Source organism: Thalassospira lucentensis, from assembly GCF_001613805.1.
Taxonomy (GTDB): domain Bacteria; phylum Pseudomonadota; class Alphaproteobacteria; order Rhodospirillales; family Thalassospiraceae; genus Thalassospira; species Thalassospira lucentensis_A.
Genome location: NZ_LPVY01000003.1, coordinates 162,494 through 179,811 on the forward strand (window position 1 = coordinate 162,494; position 17,318 = coordinate 179,811).

A 17,318-nucleotide genomic window follows, 5' to 3' on the forward strand; every position below is an offset into this window, starting at 1 on the left:
AAGCAGAACTGGACTGGCTTTGGGCTGCATATCGGCTTTACCTTGTATCTGGCTGAGAATTCCGGTAATTACGGGCGTTCCGGCATGCCGAAGACAAGTTTCGCCGATTGGCAAGCCTGCCGGTAAATTCCGGTTCAGATGTTTTAGAACAACCATAAGAGAATACATTGCCTGAACAGGTCTGCATATCACTTGACGCGATGGGAGGAGACCACGCGCCCGAGATGGTCGTGGCGGGTGCAGAAATTGCCCTGAAGCGGTTGCCTCATCTTAAATTTTTGATGTTTGGGGATGAAGCGCGGATCAAACCGCTGCTCGCCAAATATCCGGGTCTTGAGGCCGTCACTGAAGTTCGTCACGCCTCGCAAGAGGTGACAATGGATGACAAGCCGTCAGTTGCCTTGCGGCAACGGCGGGATTCCAGTATGCGGCTCGCCATCAATGCCGTGAAAGAGGGCGATGCGCAGGGCGTCGTATCTGCCGGCAATACCGGTGCACTGATGGCAATGGCAAAATTTGTCCTTAAAACGGTTCGTGGCATCGATCGTCCGGCCATCGCGACCTATATGCCAACCCAGCGTGGCGAAACCGTCATGCTCGATCTTGGTGCCAATATCGAATGCGATGAAAACAACCTGGTGCAGTTCGCGCTGATGGGTGAGGTTTTCGCGCGCATCCTGTTTGGCATTGAAAAGCCGTCTGTCGGTCTGCTCAATGTCGGGATTGAAGAACTCAAAGGTAATGAGTCTGTCAAAAAAGCCGCGGCCATACTTCGCGAAATCGATCTGCCGATCCGTTTCGAAGGGTTTGTCGAAGGTGATGACCTGGCCAAAGGTACGGTCGATGTGATCGTTACTGATGGTTTCACCGGTAACGTTGCACTTAAAACCGCTGAAGGAACTGCACGTTTGCTGGTGCATTTCCTGCGCGAAACTTTCAAAAGCTCATTCTGGGCGAAAGTTGGCTATCTATTAGCCCGTCGTTCATTGCAGCGTTTTCGTGAACGGATGGATCCGCGCCGTTACAATGGCGCGATGCTGCTTGGCCTGAACGGGATTGCGGTGAAGAGCCACGGTGGCACCGATGCGTTGGGTTTCTCGAATGCCATTGGCGTTTGTCACGATCTTATCGCTAACCGGCTAAATGAAACAATCAAGGGCGAACTTGCGGCCTTCGAAGAAGCAATATCCAAAGCGCCTATCGATGAGGAAACCATCGCCCTCGCAGCTGGCCAGGCCGACTGATACTGTCCCAACTATTCCCACTAAAACTGGCGGTTCTTAAATCATGACTGTTCGTTCTCGCATTATTGGTTGCGGATCATATCTTCCTTCGAATGTTGTAACCAATGATGAGCTGGCAAAGCGCGTCGATACGTCTGATGAGTGGATCGTTGCCAGGACTGGAATACGCCAGCGCCACGTAGCTGCGGAGGGTGAAACCACCAGTGATCTGGCGGTTGCGGCTGCCACGCGCGCTATGGAGCATGCGGGTGTAACTGCAGCCGATATCGACATGATCATTGTTGCGACGGCAACACCCGATAATACTTTCCCGGCCACGGCCACAAAGGTTCAGCATCGTCTTGGTGTTGTCGGTTTTGCGTTTGATGTTCAGGCGGTCTGCTCGGGCTTTGTCTATGCACTGACCACTGCCGATATGTATATTCGCAACGGTCAGGCAAAAACTGTTCTTGTGATCGGGGCGGAGACATTTTCGCGCATTCTTGATTGGGAAGATCGCCGTACATGCGTTTTGTTCGGTGATGGGGCTGGCGCAGTTGTTCTTCAGGCTGTCGAAGGGCATGGAACGATCAAGGATCAGGGTATTCTTGCAAGTCGGCTGCATTCAGATGGCAGCAAATACGAACTTCTTTATGTTAATGGCGGCCCATCTTCAACGCAGACCGTGGGGTATCTTCAGATGGAAGGCAAAGAAGTCTTCCGTCATGCTGTGACCAATCTTGCCGGTGTTATTCGTGAAGTTCTTGCTGATACAGGGCTGGAAGCATCGGATATTGACTGGCTGGTCCCGCATCAGGCGAACCGTCGCATTCTGGATAGCACCGCCAAAAAGTTCGGTATTTCCGAAGATAAGGTGGTGATCACAGTTGATCGTCACGCAAACACATCAGCAGCGTCGATTCCCCTGGCACTGGCAGAAGCGGTTCATGATGGACGTATTCAGCGCGGTGACATTGTCATTCTGGAAGCAATGGGCGGCGGCTTTACCTGGGGTGCGGCACTCGTTCGCTGGTAAAGCAGAAATTTCCCTGCAATATCCCTGAAAAACAAAGCATTTGCTTAAAAAGCACAACATTCTGCCTTAAAGCAATGTATCCTGTTGATATTGACTGATTTCGCTACCAGATATAGCCTTGTGTATAAAGTCCCGTTTTAAGGAGGCGGCCAGTTATGTCGGAAGCTACGATTACCCGCGCGGATCTCGCCGAAGCCGTTTATCAGGAAGTCGGTTTGTCGCGTAACGAGTCCGCCCAGTTGCTGGAAACGGTACTCGATGAAATTTCTTCTGCACTGATCAAAGACGAAGTCGTCAAGATTTCCTCCTTTGGCAGTTTCTCTGTCCGTCAGAAAGGGCAGCGCATCGGTCGTAACCCCAAAACGGGCGAAGAAGTACCGATCCTGCCACGCAAGGTACTTGTGTTCCGGCCGTCGCAGGTGCTGAAAGCACGCATTAACGCTTAAGAACCGAACTCATGAAAAATCACTTGGGGGCTGTGGCGGATAACCGCCGCACAGCAAAGTCTGACTCTGCGTTTCGTACAATTAGCGAAGCAGCAAAAGAACTGGGCCTGCAGCAGCATGTCCTGCGTTTTTGGGAATCCAAGTTTCCCCAGATCAAGCCGATGAAACGTGCGGGCGGGCGTCGTTACTACCGCCCGGAAGACTTGGTGTTACTGGCAGATATCCGTTCTTTGCTCCATGATCAGGGATATACGATCAAGGGCGTGCAAAAGCTGCTGGATCAGCACAAAGGCAAGTTGCCTTCCGAAATTGCAGTTGCTTCTTTGACGGAAACAGCTGATCTCGCTTCGGATCAAATACAACCTCCTGTCGCAGTGTCTGGCAACGTAACCGCATCCGATAAAATTGCTCTGACGAACCTTTTGGGTGAATTGGAAGACCTGCAGGGCATCCTTAACTCGGCCTTGGGGCAGGCGGAAAAAAATACGTAAAAACCATTTGCGTCTTTGGGCTTGCGCGGCTATTTATCGAGCCGCGCCAAACGGCGCATTTACGGTCGGAGCGTGGCGCAGCCTGGTAGCGCACCTGCATGGGGTGCAGGGGGTCGGAGGTTCGAATCCTCTCGCTCCGACCAATTTAATCTCTCTCAAAATTTGATCTGAACCCTGTTGTCCTGTCGAGGCTACAGCGTCAATCGCGCAAGCATGTCCAAGACGTCATTATCACCAAATCGGAACAGAATTATTTCGCCTGAGCTTGGATAAACACCGGTCAAGGCGGTAATGTTCACCTGATGGGTGATCAACAGGGCATTGCTGTGTTTGGGAAGTGCGCGAAGTCGGTCAATGATTTGATCTGTCTGTATTTTCTTGGTGCTACCATCGCGGAAAAACGAATTCAAAGCAGGTGTCTCAATCACGTTGCCAAGTCCGAGTAATTTGGCTGTTTCCAAACAGCGACACCACTGACTGCTGAGAACTACGTCCAGCAATATGCCCGCTTCACGCACGCGCCCCCCTATTGCACGCGCTTGATTGCGACCAGCCTCGTCAAGGTTTCGTTGGGTATTGCAATCGCCAATAACAAAGTTTTTGGGATCGCCAGTGCCCGGTGCGATGGCATGGCGCATCAGCGCGTGCACTCCGGGCTGGCGCCATATATCCAACGAATGGGGCACATCTGCTGCCTTGATGCTGTGGGGGACAAACGAGCAGACGAAAGTTAGAGCGACAATCATATTTCTGATAAATGAACGCATGATGCGGCACACTCATTGGCAAAAAGTTATTGAACTTGATACCCGAGAACGTACTGATCAGATCAGTTGAGCGGCAGCTGGGGGCTTGGATCTTTTAGGCCCTGTTATCTGTAACGGAGGTAGCAACCCGACGGCCTTCATCCGTCAGTTTGCAGATCAGCCAATCCGGTTTTATCGGGTTATCGAACCATGGTGCAGCCCATCCGTGATCGATGCAGCTTTTGACCGTTTTTTCACTAATCTGTTTGCCGTTGGTATCAAAAAGCGGCAGCTTTCCGCCAGGCTGGCTTAGGCCGCGGCGCAACCAATCGAGTTGTACCTGTGTCGGTTTCACCTGCTTTTTCCCCGTCATAGCGCCTTCGGACAGGATGTCGCGCCCGGTTGGCGTAATGTAATGACCAAGCTATATATTGCAGTTAAGTGTGACGGATAATCAACCGGGGAGCAATCATGATGACGAACGATCCCTTCGAGCAGAGCGATATGGTGTTTCTTTACGTGACGGTACCAGATATGGAAGTCGCACGCGTGATCGCAGGTGGTGCCGTCCGAGAGCGATTTGCGGCCTGTGCAAACATTTTACCGCAAATGGTCGCGGTCTATGAATGGGACGACGACATTGAGGAAGAAAATGAAATGATCGTCATTTTGAAAACAAGGTCTTCGGTGGCGAAGGACCTTGCCGGCTGGATCGCCGATCACCATCCATACGAGGTTCCTTGTATCCTTGAGATTCCCCTTGGCAGAGGAAACGCCCCGTATGTGAATTGGTTGCGAAATCAGGTTAATAAAGCAAAAGCCCCGAAGTGATTGCATAGGGGACACTTGGCCCCTAGGATGGCCGAAATTTTACATATTACGAAGTGACCAATGAACCAGCTTGCAAAATTGGCCCTTGAAATGGGGCCACTCATTCTCTTTTTCGCTGTAAATGCAACAACCAATCTAATGACTGCTACCGCAGTTTTTGTGGCTGCCACTGTTGTATCGCTGATCACTTCGTTCCTGGTTGCCAGAACGATCCCCGTAATGCCGTTGATTGGCGGGGTTTTTGTGATCGTGTTTGGCGGATTGACCCTTTATCTGGACAACGATCTGTTCATCAAAATCAAACCGACCATCGTTAATTTGCTTTTTGCGGCAATTCTGTTTGGTGGTTTGATGGCAGGAAAATTGTTTTTGAAGCTGGTTCTGGAAAGCGCGTTCAAGGCGACTGACGAAGGTTGGCGCATCCTGACCTGGCGTTGGAGCATATTCTTTATTGTCCTCGCCGTGATCAATGAAATCGTCTGGCGTAATTTCTCGACCGATACCTGGGTCGCCTTCAAAGTCTGGGGCATCATGCCTTTGACGATGGTATTCGGCATGGCACAGGTCCCGATATTGATGAAACATCAGTTGCCGGAAGAAGAGGGCGGCTCACCCGCAGCCTAATCAGCTCAAGCTTAACGAACAAATATAAGGCCGTGACACAAGTCCCGGCCTTTCACTTCATTTGTATGTGATTATTCGACTGGCAGGGCGATACTTACGACTGCCTGTGCCACTATACCTTCCTCGCGACCAGTGAAGCCAAGACGCTCGGTCGTGGTCGCTTTGACATTGACCCGATCAACATCAATCCCCAGTATTTCCGAAACCTTTTCCCGCATGCCCCTAGTATGAGGTCCGATCTTTGGGCGTTCGCAAATCAGCGTGATATCCGCGTTGATGATGCGGCCACCTCGTTCGCGGATAAGTTTGACCGCATGATAAACAAACTGGTCGGATGCCGCACCTTTCCATTTCATGTCGGATGGCGGGAAATGCTGACCGATATCACCGGCACCAATCGCCCCAAGCAATGCATCTGTAAGGGTGTGCAATCCGACATCTGCATCGGAATGACCATCAAGACGTGCGGTGTGAGGCACAGATACCCCACACAAAATACAATGATCGCCCGGCGCAAAGCGATGAACATCAAAACCTGTGCCAACCCGAAACTCTTCGCGGATCATTTTCTTATTTTCTTTCTTTAAATTAGAACCAGAGTACAACCGGTCATGCGCACGATCCATATCGTCAGGGCGCGTAATTTTATCGTTTGCAACATTACCCTCGACACAGATTACATCAAGGCCAAGCTGCTCGAGAAGGGCGGCATCGTCGGTGAACTCCAATCCTTCAAATTGCTTGTGCGCTTCAAGAATTGTTGCGAAATGGAAACCCTGTGGTGTCTGGGCGCGATGAAGTTGTGCGCGCGGAATTGTCTTTTCAATAAAGCCCGAAAGACCTGCTTGTTTTATGGTATCCATAACGGGCAGGGTCGGAATTGCACCAGAATGTTCTGACAATGCATTAACGACGCGCAAAATAACATCGTCGGAAATCCCGGGTCTTGCCGCATCATGTATCAGGACATAGTCCGGGTTTTCATCTGCCAGTGATCGCAATCCGTTCAGAACCGACTGTTGTCTTGTCAGGCCTCCGGCGATCGGTTCCGGCAGCGATAACCCGTTCATGGCGTCATCGTAGCGATCCCGATGGTCCGGATTATAAATCACCCGGATCATTTCAAGCGGCACAAGCTTTGCGAAACTCTCGATACAGTGCCGCAACAATGGCTTTCCGCCAAGCAGATGATATTGTTTTGGTATCGGGTCGCCAAATCTGCTACCGCTGCCTGCAGCAACGATGACAACTGCGATTTTTTTGGTCATAAACGTTCATGCCGTGACTTGTCTGAATTGTGCCGCAGGCTATCTTTCTGCGACGACTTTGCCAAGTCGCCATTTGCCCGACCTTATGACGTAAACAGCTTAAGTCCGGATCCGAACATGCTCGCTGCCGTTCTTCACATTTTGTGCCTGTTGCCGTTGACCACGCAAATCATGCGGCGTGATCCTCAACGTGATGTCTGGCTGTTTACCTCGATTTGCATAGCGGCTTTGGGCACCGTTGTGGTTCTTGGATTAACCGGCGAAGAAGTGCAATCGCGCGGCTTTACAGCGGCTTTGCATTGGTCTGAGCTTTCGGTAATCCTGATTTTTGGCGGGCTTGTTATTTGCAAAGGGCCGAAACAGATATGGCGCCTTGCCGGTTATATCGGGGGATATCTTTTACTGTTTGGTGGAATTGCCGGGTTTTTCAATGTGTTCGAGCCGGTTTTCGACCCATCAGTATCAGAACCGGTTCTTTATTCCGGTTGGCTATGGGTGCATATCGGAACGTCTCTGGTGACCTATGCACTCGTTACTTTGGCAGCAATAGCGGCAATGGCATATATCGTTCAGGAAAATGCCCTGAAGAACAGGCGGCCCAATCGCTGGAGCCGCCGCCTGCCGCCTTTGCGTGACAGTGAATATATGCTGGTTGGTTTTCTTAAATGGTCTGCTTGGGTTCTTGTTGTTGGCATTTTCACCGGCTTTGCACTACGTCAGGTCGAAGATCAGTCGCTTTTCTATCTTGATCACAAAATGCTTTTGACCCTGCTTGGCTTCGCTGTGATTTGTGCTCTGATCTTCATTCATGAAAAATCCACCTTGCGGGGCCGAATGGCGGTGCGATTTGTTCTTGGGGCGTGGCTTCTGCTTACGCTGGCATTCCCTGGGGTGCGATTTGTCAGTGGATATCTGATCGGTTGATCCGGGCCTATATATTCGACAATTCGCTTAGAGTTGTTGCAACGCCGCGCCAGTTTCATTAATCTGCCCAAGTTTTAGGCAATCGGATTTTCTTCATGTCTTTGCAGATCGGTTCTGTAACCGTGCCAGAGAATGTCATTCTGGCACCGATGTCAGGTGTGACTGACCTTCCTTTCAGGCAACAGGTGCGCCAGTTTGGCGGCCACCTTGTTGTATCGGAAATGATTGCGTCTGATGCCATGACACGCATTCAGCGCCATCAGAAGGAAGTGCGCAAGATGCACGGTGATTGTGCAGCCGAGAGCCCGCTTTCCGTTCAGCTTGCCGGGACCGAACCCGATGAAATGGCTTTGGCCGCAAAGATGAATGAAGATCGCGGTGCGATGATCATCGATATTAATATGGGCTGTCCGGCAAAAAAAGTCACAAAGGGTTATGCCGGTTCGGCCCTGATGCGCGATGAAAAGCTTGCTGCGGATATCATAAAGGCAACCGTTGACGCTGTTTCCGTGCCTGTGACGCTCAAGATGCGTTTGGGGTGGGACGACGATAATCGTAATGCGCCGCGGCTGGCGAAAATTGCCGAGGAACTCGGCATTGCGATGTTGACCATTCACGGGCGCACACGTTGTCAGTTTTACAAGGGTGATGCTGATTGGGGTGCAATTGGGCTGGTCAAACAGGCCGTATCGATCCCGGTCATTGGCAATGGCGATGTCAACAGAGAAGAAGACGCAGCAGAACTTCTGAAACGTTCTGGTGCTGACGGTGTCATGGTAGGACGCGGCGCACAAGGTCGACCGTGGTTTTTGGCGCAGGTTTCACATTACCTGAAAACAGGCACAAAACTGGCTGCACCATCGCTTGATGTGCAGTTGGAAACCATTCTTCGTCACTATGATGCGATGATTGATCATCACGGGCTGCAAGGTGTGCGGATCGCCAGAAAGCATCTGGCTTGGTACTGCAACAGCTTGCGCAATGCGACGGAATTTCGCCGTGTTGTTAATGAGTTAAGTGATCCATCTGAAGTCAGGAGTCAAATCAGGGCTTTCTATGAGCCACTGATTGAGAATACCGAAAACCAGGCTGCTGCCTGAGAATAACAAGAACCAAATAGCTATTTTATCGGGGAAACTTTGAATGAGACTTGGATTTGGCAAAGGGAACGGGGTAGATCCGACTGGCGTGCTTAATGCAATTGCCAGTGCGGTTATCGTTTCTGATCGGGATGGCAAAATCCGCTTCGTCAATCAGGCGACGGAACAGCTGTTCAATACCAGCGCCGCCGTCCTCTGCCGCAGCAATCTCAAGGATTTCATTCCAGGTGACAGCCCGGTTTTTTCTCTAATCACTCAGGCAATTGACGAAGCGACCCTGGTGGCTGATCATAATCTTCTGATCGAGAGCCCAAAAATTGGCAAACATACAGTAAACCTGACCGTGGGTTCGATGCCAGATGAACCCGACTGCGCCGTTTTGACGTTCGAGCCGCGCTCTATCGCGCAAAAGATTGATAATCAGCTGTTGAGCCGGAACTCAGCCCGCTCGGTAAGTGCAATGGCGGCAATCCTTGCACACGAGATCAAAAACCCGCTTTCGGGTATCCGTGGTGCAGCTCAATTGCTTGAGCAGACCTCAAACGAGGACGACAGGGTCCTGACGCGTCTGATCTGTGACGAGGCAGATCGTATTGTCGACCTTGTTGATCGTATGGAAATCTTTTCTGATAAACCGATGGAACGCGGTGCAGTCAATATCCATACCGTGCTTGAACATGTCCGCAGGCTAGCCGAAAACGGCTTTGGCAAACATCTGGCATTCGAAGAAATCTATGACCCGTCGCTGCCACCGGTTTTCGGGAATAGGGATCAGCTTATTCAGGTGTTTTTGAACCTTTTGAAGAATGCGGGCGAAGCGGTTGATCATGATAGCGGTCATATTGTGATATCGACCCGCTATCAGCACGGTGTTCGCCTTGCTGTTGCGGGCGGTGATGCGCGTGTGCATTTGCCGTTGGTCGTGTCTGTACGTGACAACGGACCAGGTATTGCACCCGACATGCGCGAAAGCCTGTTTGACCCGTTCGTAACAACAAAACCAACCGGCTCAGGATTGGGGTTGGCCTTGGTGGCCAAGATTATCAATGACCACGGTGGTGTGATTGAGGTTAAAGATGCACCGGGGGGCGGTGCCGAATTCCAGATCATGCTGCCAATCTATAACCGCACGCTGGCTGAAGATGTCGGTGCGGGCAATATAATTAAGAACAAGGAAGAAACCGTATGAGCCCGAGCCCGGCCAGAATTCTTGTTGCTGATGACGACCGTGCAATCCGTACCGTTCTGACACAGGCATTGTCGCGTCAGGGCCATGAGGTACGAAGCACCGGTCACGGACGGACCTTGTGGGACTGGATCGCTGACGGGGATGGCGACCTGGTCATCACAGACGTGATGATGCCGGACGAAAACGGGCTCGACATGGTTCCGCGTATCCGCAAACTGCGTCCGGACTTGCGTGTGATCGTCATGAGCGCGCAAAACACTCTGATGACAGCGGTAAAAGCAGCCCAGAGAGGGGCTTTTGAATATCTTCCAAAACCGTTTGATTTGAATGAGTTGATAAGCATCGTTGATCGGGCACTCGAAACACCACAGGCTGATGAGAATGCCAAATCCTCTGATGATGAAGGGGATGATCGTCTACCTCTGATCGGTCGATCATCGGCTATGCAGGAAATTTACCGTGCTCTCGCCCGTCTGATGAACACCGACCTTACCGTCATGGTGACAGGAGAAAGTGGCACCGGTAAAGAGTTGGTGGCCCGTGCGCTGCACGAATATGGCGGACGTCGCCACGGCCCGTTCGTTGCCATTAACATGGCGGCCATTCCGCGCGAGCTTATCGAAAGTGAGCTTTTTGGCCATGAAAAAGGGGCCTTCACCGGAGCTAACGAGCGCAAGGTAGGCCGGTTTGAGCAGGCTGAGGGTGGAACGCTATTTCTTGATGAAATAGGTGACATGCCGCTTGAGGCACAGACCCGATTACTGCGTGTTTTGCAGGAAGGCGAATATACCCGTGTTGGCGGGCGCACACCGATCCGTGTGAATGTCCGCATCGTCGCTGCAACCCACAGGGATCTGCGCAAGCTGATCCGCGAAGGCACCTTCCGCGAAGATTTGTTCTATCGTCTTAATGTCGTTCCAATCCGGCTACCGTCATTGCGTGAAAGGCTGGAAGACATTCCCGAGTTGGTCAATCACTTCCTCATGCAGGCCAGTGAAGAGGGGTTGCCTCGCAAGACACTTTCAGCCGAGGCCATGGCGCGCTTAAAAGCCCATCGATGGCCTGGAAATATACGCGAACTGGAAAATATGGTTCGCCGTTTGACTGCGCTCTATTCGCATGACGTGATTGGCGTCGATGTTATCGAAACGGAGTTTTCGGAAAACAGCATCAGTGAATCCGCACCGGTTGGGGAACCGCAGTCTCTAGCGGAATCGATCGAACGTCATGTTCGCGAATACTATGATGCCCATGACGAAGACCTTCCTTCAAGCGGCCTGTATGATCGTATATTGCGCGAAATGGAACGTCCTTTGCTGACTGTTACACTGGAAGCTACCCGTGGTAATCAGGTGAAGGCGGCCGAGGTTCTGGGACTTAACCGGAATACATTGCGCAAGAAAATCCGCGATCTGGGACTGGAAGTCGTCAGAGGCGCAAAATGACCGAAGCCGGACGACCCGTCACCAGTCGTCTGATGCGTTCAGGGTTTGTCAGATTTCTGGGTCGATTAAGCCAGTCGCGCAAGTTTGCGATTGGTCTGGTCTGTGCCGGGCTTGTATCGGTTCTGGCGACCTATCTTGCCATGACTGGTACTGCTCCGCTGCGGCCGGAACCACGTCTGATCATCCTGCTGTTAAACATTGATCTTATTCTTGTTTTGGCGCTTGCCACACTGGTTGCGCGCAAGCTCGTTCAGATTTGGGCGGAACGACGGCGTGGTACGGCCGGTGCCAAGCTTCACACAAGAATGGTTCTACTGTTCTCGCTGGTGGCGGTGACCCCGGCCATTATCGTTGCTATTTTTTCCGCATTGTTTCTGCATTTCGGTATTCAGGGATGGTTCAGTGATCGTATCAGAACTGCCGTCGAAGAAAGCATGGTCATTGCAGAGGCATACCTAAAAGAACACCAAGAGCTTATCCGGGCCGATGTTCTGGCAACGGCCAATGACCTTCAACGTCTTGGCGTCAATTTTGCGACAGACAGAGAACGTATCAACCGGATACTGACGGCTCAGGCCGACGCTCGTGGATTGCCGGAAGCCGTGATAATTGACGGAAGCGGTGCCGTACTTGCGCAGTCCGACTACAGTTTTTCCTACGATCCGGTCCTGTCACCAATTCCACAGGAAGTCTATGATCGGGCGCGAAACAATGATGTTGTTCTGCTTTTGGGGAATACGGACAACCGTATTCGCGCCATGGCGCATCTCGACAGTTTCATTGACGGGTATCTTCTGGTCGGCCGGTTTGTGGATCCCAATGTCCTTGAGCGTATCGACAAGGCCAGAAAGGCGGTAACTGCCTACGAAAACCTTGAAGGTGAACGGTCCGGGATTGTCATCACCTTCGTGATGATTTTCGTGCTGATTGCCGTTGTCTTGCTTCTGGCTGCAGTGACTTTGGGTCTTATGGTTGCAACACGCTTGGTCGAACCGATTTCCCAATTGATTGTGGGGGCAGAAAAGGTCCGTGACGGCGATTTGACCTTCCGTGTTCCGCTTGCAGGCCAGGAAGACGAACTTGAAGCACTAACCCGTGCTTTCAACCGCATGACATCCCAGCTTGATACGCAGCGTACCGAACTGGTAGCGGCCAATCGTCTGAATGACGAGCGCCGTCGGTTTACCGAGGCAATTCTGGGTGGTGTGACTGCCGGGGTGATCGGGCTTGATGCAGAATGCCACATCAATCTGCCAAACCGCAGTGCTTCCGACCTTATGGGGATTGATCTTGACGGGGCTATCGGGCAGTCAATCTGCGAGGTAATCCCGGAATTCTCCGAACTTTTCGACGATCTGCACAAGGAAGGTGATCGAAGCAAATCGCGGCAGATTGAAATCCGACGGGATGGTTTGGCCCTGATGCTTTTGGCGCGGGTAACGGTCGAGCGCGCGGAAGACCGGTCTATTTTCGGTTATGTTGTGACTTTTGACGATGTAACGGAACTTCAGACCGCGCAGCGTATGGCCGCCTGGGCCGACGTTGCGCGTCGCATCGCGCACGAAATCAAAAACCCGCTGACACCGATACAATTATCGGCAGAGCGTTTAAAGCGTCGATATCTCAAGGAAATTCAAAGCGATACCGAAGTGTTTAAAACCTGTACCGACACGATTATTCGTCAAGTCGGAGACATCGGACGTATGGTCGACGAATTCTCAAGTTTTGCGAGAATGCCATCACCGAAGATGAAATCCGAAAAGATTGTTGATCTGGTCAAAAGTGCGGTATTCCTACAAAAGCAGGCCTACAATAAAATAACGTATGATTTCGATCCGAAAGCAGGCCGTGATATTGAAGTTTCATGCGATGCTCGACAGGTCAATCAGTGCCTAACCAATACCCTTAAAAATGCCGCTGAGGCGATTGACGGACGTGAAGGGGGCGAAAGCGAATTGCCGCCGGGCCGTATTGAAATTTCTGTGACACGCTCTGATGAACATCAACGCATCTACGTTACGGTCTCGGATAATGGCAAAGGTTTGCCGGTTGAAAATCGTGAAAGACTAACCGAACCCTACGTAACAACGCGGTCAAAAGGTACAGGTCTGGGGCTTGCAATCGTCAAGAAAATCATGGAAGACCATGGCGGAGAGCTTATACTTGCTGACGGTGTTGAAAGCGGAGCAACGGTTACACTGGCCTTTCCAGTCGCAGGTAAGCATATAACTGCAGAAGAAACTGCAAATAGCACCTCTTTGAACAACTGATCCTGTTGTTTCATCAGCAATAATTTTAGATACGGGCATATTGGTCACGACATGGCGCACGATATTCTGATCGTCGATGATGAAGAAGATATCCGGGCACTGATCGCCGGAATCCTCGAAGACGAAGGGCACAAAACCCGCCAGGCAGGTTCAAGCCAGGAAGCGTTGTCAGAGGTTGCCGCACGGCGGCCGAGTCTGGTGATTCTTGATATCTGGATGGACGAAAGCGATCACGATGGTATCGAGACTCTGAAACTGATCAAGCGTGAACATAGTGAAGTGCCTGTCGTCATGATTTCGGGACATGGCAACATCGAAACGGCACTGGAAGCGTCACGTAACGGTGCATATGATTTCATTGAGAAGCCATTCAATACGGATCGACTGTTGTTGGTCGTCGAACGCGCAATCGACGATGCCCGCCTGCGCCGGGAGAACCGCGAACTGACCATGCGGGCAGGGGGAGACACCGAACTGGTTGGTTGTTCTTCTGTCATTAATGGATTGCGCCAGGCGATTGACCGTGTGGCCCGCACCGGAAGCCGAATTTTGATTTCGGGCCCGGCGGGTTCGGGAAAGGAAGTCGTTGCGCGTCTGATCCACAAAAATTCTGCCCGTGCCGAAGCACCTTTTGTTGTTTTGAATTGCGCGAATATTTCGCCCGATACAATGGAAGAATCACTGTTTGGTGCCGTCGCCGCGGCCAATCGGGAAGCACGTACAGGTGTGCTGGAACTCGCACATGGTGGAACCTTGCTGCTTGATGAAGTGGCAGATATGCCATTGGAAACGCAGGGTAAAATCGTTCGCGTTCTGCAGGAGCAGACATTCGAGCGTGTCGGTGGTTCTGTCCCCGTTAGCGTGGATGTACGCGTTATTGCAACAACTGCGCGAGATTTGGAAGAAAGGATTGCGGAGCAGCGGTTTCGCCAGGACTTGTACTATCGTCTGAATGTCGTGCCGTTGCAGGTTCCGTCCCTGCAGCAGCGTCGTGACGATATCCCTGACCTCGCAGAATGGTTTCTTGTACGCTATGCAGAGGCAACCGGGCTCCCAAAACGCAAGCTTTCCGCCGAAGCGCTCGCCGCATTGCATTCATACGACTGGCCTGGGAATGTTCGTCAATTGCGCAACGTAATCGAACGCCTGATGATTATGGCACCAGATGACAGTACGGATGTCATCAGTGGCAAAATGCTGCCATCGGAGTTGTTTGAAGATGTTCCGGTATCTTTGAATTTTGATAAAACCAGTGAAATCATGGCATTGCCTCTACGCGAAGCCCGCGAGATGTTCGAAAAGGAATATCTTCAAACGCAGGTGGAACGTTTTGGCGGGAATATTTCCAAAACTGCAAGCTTTGTCGGTATGGAACGCTCTGCCTTGCATCGAAAACTCAAAAGTCTGGGCGTGAATGGGGAGCGTGCGGAATAATCCGCCATCGCGATCCGGAGCTTTTGAACGGGAGACGAAACAATGAAGGTCATCATTTGCGGCGCCGGGCAGGTGGGCTTCCACATTGCCAAATATCTTGCTGCAGAAAACAATGATGTGACAGTTATCGATCAGTCGGAAGAACTTGTTCGCAAGATTTCCGATACGTTGGAAGTCAAAGGCATCATTGGCTTTGGATCGCATCCTGACGTTTTACAGCAAGCTGGTGCCGATGAAGCTGACATGCTGATCGCCGTGACCTTTGCCGATGAAGTCAACATGACGGCTTGTCAGGTTGCGCATTCCCTGTTCAATGTGCCGACAAAAATTGCCCGAATTCGCAGTCAAACCTATCTGCAACCGGAATGGGCCAGCTTGTTCGGCCGTGAAAAACTGCCGATTGATGTGGTCATTTCGCCGGAAATGGAAGTGGCCCGTGCTGTCGCACGTCGTTTGCGTGCGCCGGGCGCCTTTGACATGATCCCCTTTGCGGATGACAAAGTCAAAATCCTTGGGCTGAGGTGTAATGAAGATTGCCCGGTAATCAATACACCGCTTCGGCAATTACACCAGCTTTTCCCTGATTTGAATATTTCGATCCTTGGGATGATCCGCAATGACAAGCCGGTTTATCCCAAGGGTGACGATCAGATGCTGGCGGGCGATCTGGTCTATCTGGCCGTGTCCAGCGATCAGGTGGATCGTGCAATGTCGGCCTTTGGGCACGAAGATCCGGAAGCGCGACGGATTGTGATATTCGGTGGCGGTAACATCGCGCTGTTTCTTGCCGAGGAAATCAATCAGAATTTCCCCGGTGTAACCACGCGTCTGATCGAGGCTGATCCGGAACGTGCCCGTTTCGTTGCACAGAAATTACCGAAGAAAAGCGTGGTTCTGCGCGGTGACGTGCTTGATCCGGAACTGCTGGAAGAAGCAAATGTCGGAAACGCAGAAGCCGTTGTGGCACTGACCAACGATGATGAAACCAATATTCTGTCGTCACTTCTGGCGAAGCGATACGGCTGCCCGCGTGCACTGACCCTGATCAACAAAAGCACTTATACGTCGCTGGTGTCGGAACTTGGCGTTGACGTTGTTATCAGCCCGCGGATGACAACAGTTTCGACCATTTTGCATCATGTACGACGTGGTCGAATTCGTGCTGTACACAGTCTTTCCGAGGGATTTGGCGAGGTTCTGGAAGCCGAAGCACTCGAGACGGCGCCAATTGTAGGCAAGGCCATCAAGGATATCGCCATGCCCGCAGGCGTGGTTTTTGGGGCCATCCTCCGAGATGATGAAGTGGTTATGCCACGTGCAAACACTGTAATTGAGGCCAATGACCGGATTGTCGTCTTTGCTGGTTCGGAACAGATCAAGAAAGTCGAGAAAATGTTCGCTGTTCGACTTGAATATTTCTAAAAAAACAGCGGTGAGGAAAACATTCCTTGCACGAATGAAACCGACTTTGATGCGCGGATATTTCTATGTCAGATAAAATGCTTCTTCCTCCTAAAGCGGTTATTTTTGATTGGGACAACACGCTTGTTGATAGCTGGGAAACCATTCAGGCAGCGCTTAATCTGACATTTGATGATTTTGGCAAAGAACGTTGGAATTTGGTAGAGACCAAAACGCGTGTAGCACGCTCGTTGCGCGACAGCTTTCCAACCTTGTTTGGAGATGATCGCTGGGAGGAAGCCAAAGACAGGTTCTATGCCCATTTCAAGGCAATTCATCTTGAAACCCTGACCCCGCTGACGGGGGCCTATGATCTGTTAATGGCACTTCGTGAACAGGGGGCTTATCTCGGGGTGGTTAGCAACAAGAACGGAAATTTCCTGCGTTCCGAAGTTGTCCATCTTGATTGGGGCCATTTTTTTGGTGGCGTTGTCGGTGCGACAGATGCCCAAAATGACAAACCGGCGGCTGATCCAGTACATCTGGCCATGGGCGACTCTGCTGCGGCGCAATATGAGAATCTGTGGTTTGTTGGTGATAGTGTGGTCGATATTCAGTGTGCGCGGAATGTCGGTGCGACGGCGATATTGATCGGAGACGAAATTACCGGTCACGGGGATGCCACGAATTCCGCGACTCTTAGCCCAGATTGGCATTTCCCCGATTGCGAAGCGCTTGTAAGGCTTGTAAAAAGCTTTGCGAAAGTCTTATAGTTCAGTCAGGTCATAAAAATGGGGCCGGAGCCGTAACAGACAGAAAAGTCATCGGTTCTGCATTTTCCTTGACCACCCGAAACGATAAAAACGCTCATAAAAGAAGGCTAGGTCTAA

17 protein-coding genes and 1 tRNA gene are annotated in these 17,318 nt (G+C 51.4%); 15 read left to right on the top strand and 3 right to left on the bottom strand.

Annotated elements, in window-relative coordinates:
- Positions 1-167: 167 nt before the first annotated feature.
- The 5 genes from plsX to AUP42_RS03075 all read left to right on the top strand — a co-directional run bounded on the left by plsX (position 168) and on the right by AUP42_RS03075 (position 3,339).
- Complete coding sequence (gene plsX / locus AUP42_RS03055; protein ID WP_062948797.1) at positions 168-1,244, top strand: phosphate acyltransferase PlsX; 1,077 nt, start codon at positions 168-170, stop codon at positions 1,242-1,244.
- Positions 1,245-1,287: 43 nt separating this feature from the next.
- Positions 1,288-2,259, top strand: coding sequence for a beta-ketoacyl-ACP synthase III (locus tag AUP42_RS03060; RefSeq protein ID WP_062948799.1), 972 nt, complete (start codon positions 1,288-1,290; stop codon positions 2,257-2,259).
- Positions 2,260-2,414: 155 nt separating this feature from the next.
- Positions 2,415-2,705 carry an integration host factor subunit alpha gene (locus AUP42_RS03065; RefSeq protein WP_007089542.1) on the top strand — a complete coding sequence of 97 codons (291 nt, stop codon included), beginning with the start codon at positions 2,415-2,417 and terminating at the stop codon, positions 2,703-2,705.
- A gap of 11 nt (positions 2,706-2,716) precedes the next feature.
- Positions 2,717-3,196, top strand: coding sequence for a MerR family transcriptional regulator (locus AUP42_RS03070; protein WP_062948801.1), 480 nt, complete (start codon positions 2,717-2,719; stop codon positions 3,194-3,196).
- Positions 3,197-3,262: 66 nt separating this feature from the next.
- Positions 3,263-3,339, top strand: a tRNA-Pro gene (locus AUP42_RS03075).
- Between the two features lie 48 nt (positions 3,340-3,387).
- Here the strand turns inward: AUP42_RS03075 and AUP42_RS03080 are convergent.
- Complete coding sequence (locus AUP42_RS03080; protein ID WP_231858136.1) at positions 3,388-3,963, bottom strand: histidine phosphatase family protein; 576 nt, start codon at positions 3,961-3,963, stop codon at positions 3,388-3,390.
- Between the two features lie 94 nt (positions 3,964-4,057).
- Positions 4,058-4,315, bottom strand: coding sequence for a hypothetical protein (locus AUP42_RS22045; RefSeq protein ID WP_062948805.1), 258 nt, complete (start codon positions 4,313-4,315; stop codon positions 4,058-4,060).
- Positions 4,316-4,413: 98 nt separating this feature from the next.
- Between AUP42_RS22045 and cutA the strand changes: the two genes are divergently transcribed.
- On the top strand, positions 4,414-4,773 hold the full coding sequence (gene cutA / locus AUP42_RS03090) for a divalent-cation tolerance protein CutA (RefSeq protein ID WP_231858137.1): 360 nt from the start codon (positions 4,414-4,416) through the stop codon (positions 4,771-4,773).
- Positions 4,774-4,833: 60 nt separating this feature from the next.
- Positions 4,834-5,397, top strand: coding sequence for a septation protein A (locus tag AUP42_RS03095; protein ID WP_062948808.1), 564 nt, complete (start codon positions 4,834-4,836; stop codon positions 5,395-5,397).
- Between the two features lie 71 nt (positions 5,398-5,468).
- Here the strand turns inward: AUP42_RS03095 and AUP42_RS03100 are convergent, their stop codons facing one another.
- Entirely contained in the window at positions 5,469-6,665 is a 1,197-nt protein-coding gene (locus AUP42_RS03100) for a bifunctional 2-C-methyl-D-erythritol 4-phosphate cytidylyltransferase/2-C-methyl-D-erythritol 2,4-cyclodiphosphate synthase (RefSeq protein WP_062948810.1), read from the bottom strand.
- A gap of 117 nt (positions 6,666-6,782) precedes the next feature.
- Between AUP42_RS03100 and AUP42_RS03105 the strand changes: the two genes are divergently transcribed.
- From AUP42_RS03105 to AUP42_RS03140, 8 genes are all read left to right on the top strand, one after another.
- Positions 6,783-7,589 (top strand): cytochrome C assembly family protein, encoded by an 807-nt coding sequence (locus tag AUP42_RS03105; RefSeq protein WP_062948812.1) that lies wholly within the window; start codon positions 6,783-6,785, stop codon positions 7,587-7,589.
- Between the two features lie 95 nt (positions 7,590-7,684).
- Entirely contained in the window at positions 7,685-8,689 is a 1,005-nt protein-coding gene (gene dusB, locus AUP42_RS03110) for a tRNA dihydrouridine synthase DusB (protein WP_062948814.1), read from the top strand.
- A gap of 43 nt (positions 8,690-8,732) precedes the next feature.
- Entirely contained in the window at positions 8,733-9,878 is a 1,146-nt protein-coding gene (locus AUP42_RS03115) for a two-component system sensor histidine kinase NtrB (RefSeq protein WP_062948816.1), read from the top strand.
- Entirely contained in the window at positions 9,875-11,323 is a 1,449-nt protein-coding gene (gene ntrC / locus AUP42_RS03120; protein WP_062948818.1) for a nitrogen regulation protein NR(I), read from the top strand. The genes AUP42_RS03115 and ntrC overlap by 4 nt, the downstream gene beginning before the upstream one ends.
- Positions 11,320-13,593 (top strand): sensor histidine kinase NtrY-like, encoded by a 2,274-nt coding sequence (locus tag AUP42_RS03125; protein ID WP_156484560.1) that lies wholly within the window; start codon positions 11,320-11,322, stop codon positions 13,591-13,593. Before ntrC ends, AUP42_RS03125 begins: the two co-directional genes overlap by 4 nt.
- 51 nt (positions 13,594-13,644) lie before the next feature.
- Positions 13,645-15,027 (top strand): sigma-54-dependent transcriptional regulator, encoded by a 1,383-nt coding sequence (locus AUP42_RS03130; protein WP_062948820.1) that lies wholly within the window; start codon positions 13,645-13,647, stop codon positions 15,025-15,027.
- Positions 15,028-15,069: 42 nt separating this feature from the next.
- Positions 15,070-16,449 (top strand): Trk system potassium transporter TrkA, encoded by a 1,380-nt coding sequence (gene trkA, locus AUP42_RS03135; protein WP_062948822.1) that lies wholly within the window; start codon positions 15,070-15,072, stop codon positions 16,447-16,449.
- 65 nt (positions 16,450-16,514) lie between these two features.
- Positions 16,515-17,201 (top strand): HAD family hydrolase, encoded by a 687-nt coding sequence (locus tag AUP42_RS03140; protein ID WP_062948824.1) that lies wholly within the window; start codon positions 16,515-16,517, stop codon positions 17,199-17,201.
- Positions 17,202-17,318 lie beyond the last annotated feature (117 nt).

Coding starts and splice junctions, on each gene's coding strand:
- AUP42_RS03125 (WP_156484560.1), top strand. CDS start 11,320: ATGACCGAAGCCGGACGACCCGTCACCAGTCGTCTGATGCGTTCAGGG.
- AUP42_RS03095 (WP_062948808.1), top strand. CDS start 4,834: ATGAACCAGCTTGCAAAATTGGCCCTTGAAATGGGGCCACTCATTCTC.
- cutA (WP_231858137.1), top strand. CDS start 4,414: ATGATGACGAACGATCCCTTCGAGCAGAGCGATATGGTGTTTCTTTAC.
- AUP42_RS03115 (WP_062948816.1), top strand. CDS start 8,733: ATGAGACTTGGATTTGGCAAAGGGAACGGGGTAGATCCGACTGGCGTG.
- AUP42_RS03130 (WP_062948820.1), top strand. CDS start 13,645: ATGGCGCACGATATTCTGATCGTCGATGATGAAGAAGATATCCGGGCA.
- trkA (WP_062948822.1), top strand. CDS start 15,070: ATGAAGGTCATCATTTGCGGCGCCGGGCAGGTGGGCTTCCACATTGCC.
- AUP42_RS03060 (WP_062948799.1), top strand. CDS start 1,288: ATGACTGTTCGTTCTCGCATTATTGGTTGCGGATCATATCTTCCTTCG.
- AUP42_RS03065 (WP_007089542.1), top strand. CDS start 2,415: ATGTCGGAAGCTACGATTACCCGCGCGGATCTCGCCGAAGCCGTTTAT.
- AUP42_RS03070 (WP_062948801.1), top strand. CDS start 2,717: ATGAAAAATCACTTGGGGGCTGTGGCGGATAACCGCCGCACAGCAAAG.
- ntrC (WP_062948818.1), top strand. CDS start 9,875: ATGAGCCCGAGCCCGGCCAGAATTCTTGTTGCTGATGACGACCGTGCA.
- AUP42_RS03105 (WP_062948812.1), top strand. CDS start 6,783: ATGCTCGCTGCCGTTCTTCACATTTTGTGCCTGTTGCCGTTGACCACG.
- AUP42_RS22045 (WP_062948805.1), bottom strand. CDS start 4,315: ATGACGGGGAAAAAGCAGGTGAAACCGACACAGGTACAACTCGATTGG.
- AUP42_RS03080 (WP_231858136.1), bottom strand. CDS start 3,963: ATGCGTTCATTTATCAGAAATATGATTGTCGCTCTAACTTTCGTCTGC.
- AUP42_RS03140 (WP_062948824.1), top strand. CDS start 16,515: ATGTCAGATAAAATGCTTCTTCCTCCTAAAGCGGTTATTTTTGATTGG.
- dusB (WP_062948814.1), top strand. CDS start 7,685: ATGTCTTTGCAGATCGGTTCTGTAACCGTGCCAGAGAATGTCATTCTG.
- AUP42_RS03100 (WP_062948810.1), bottom strand. CDS start 6,665: ATGACCAAAAAAATCGCAGTTGTCATCGTTGCTGCAGGCAGCGGTAGC.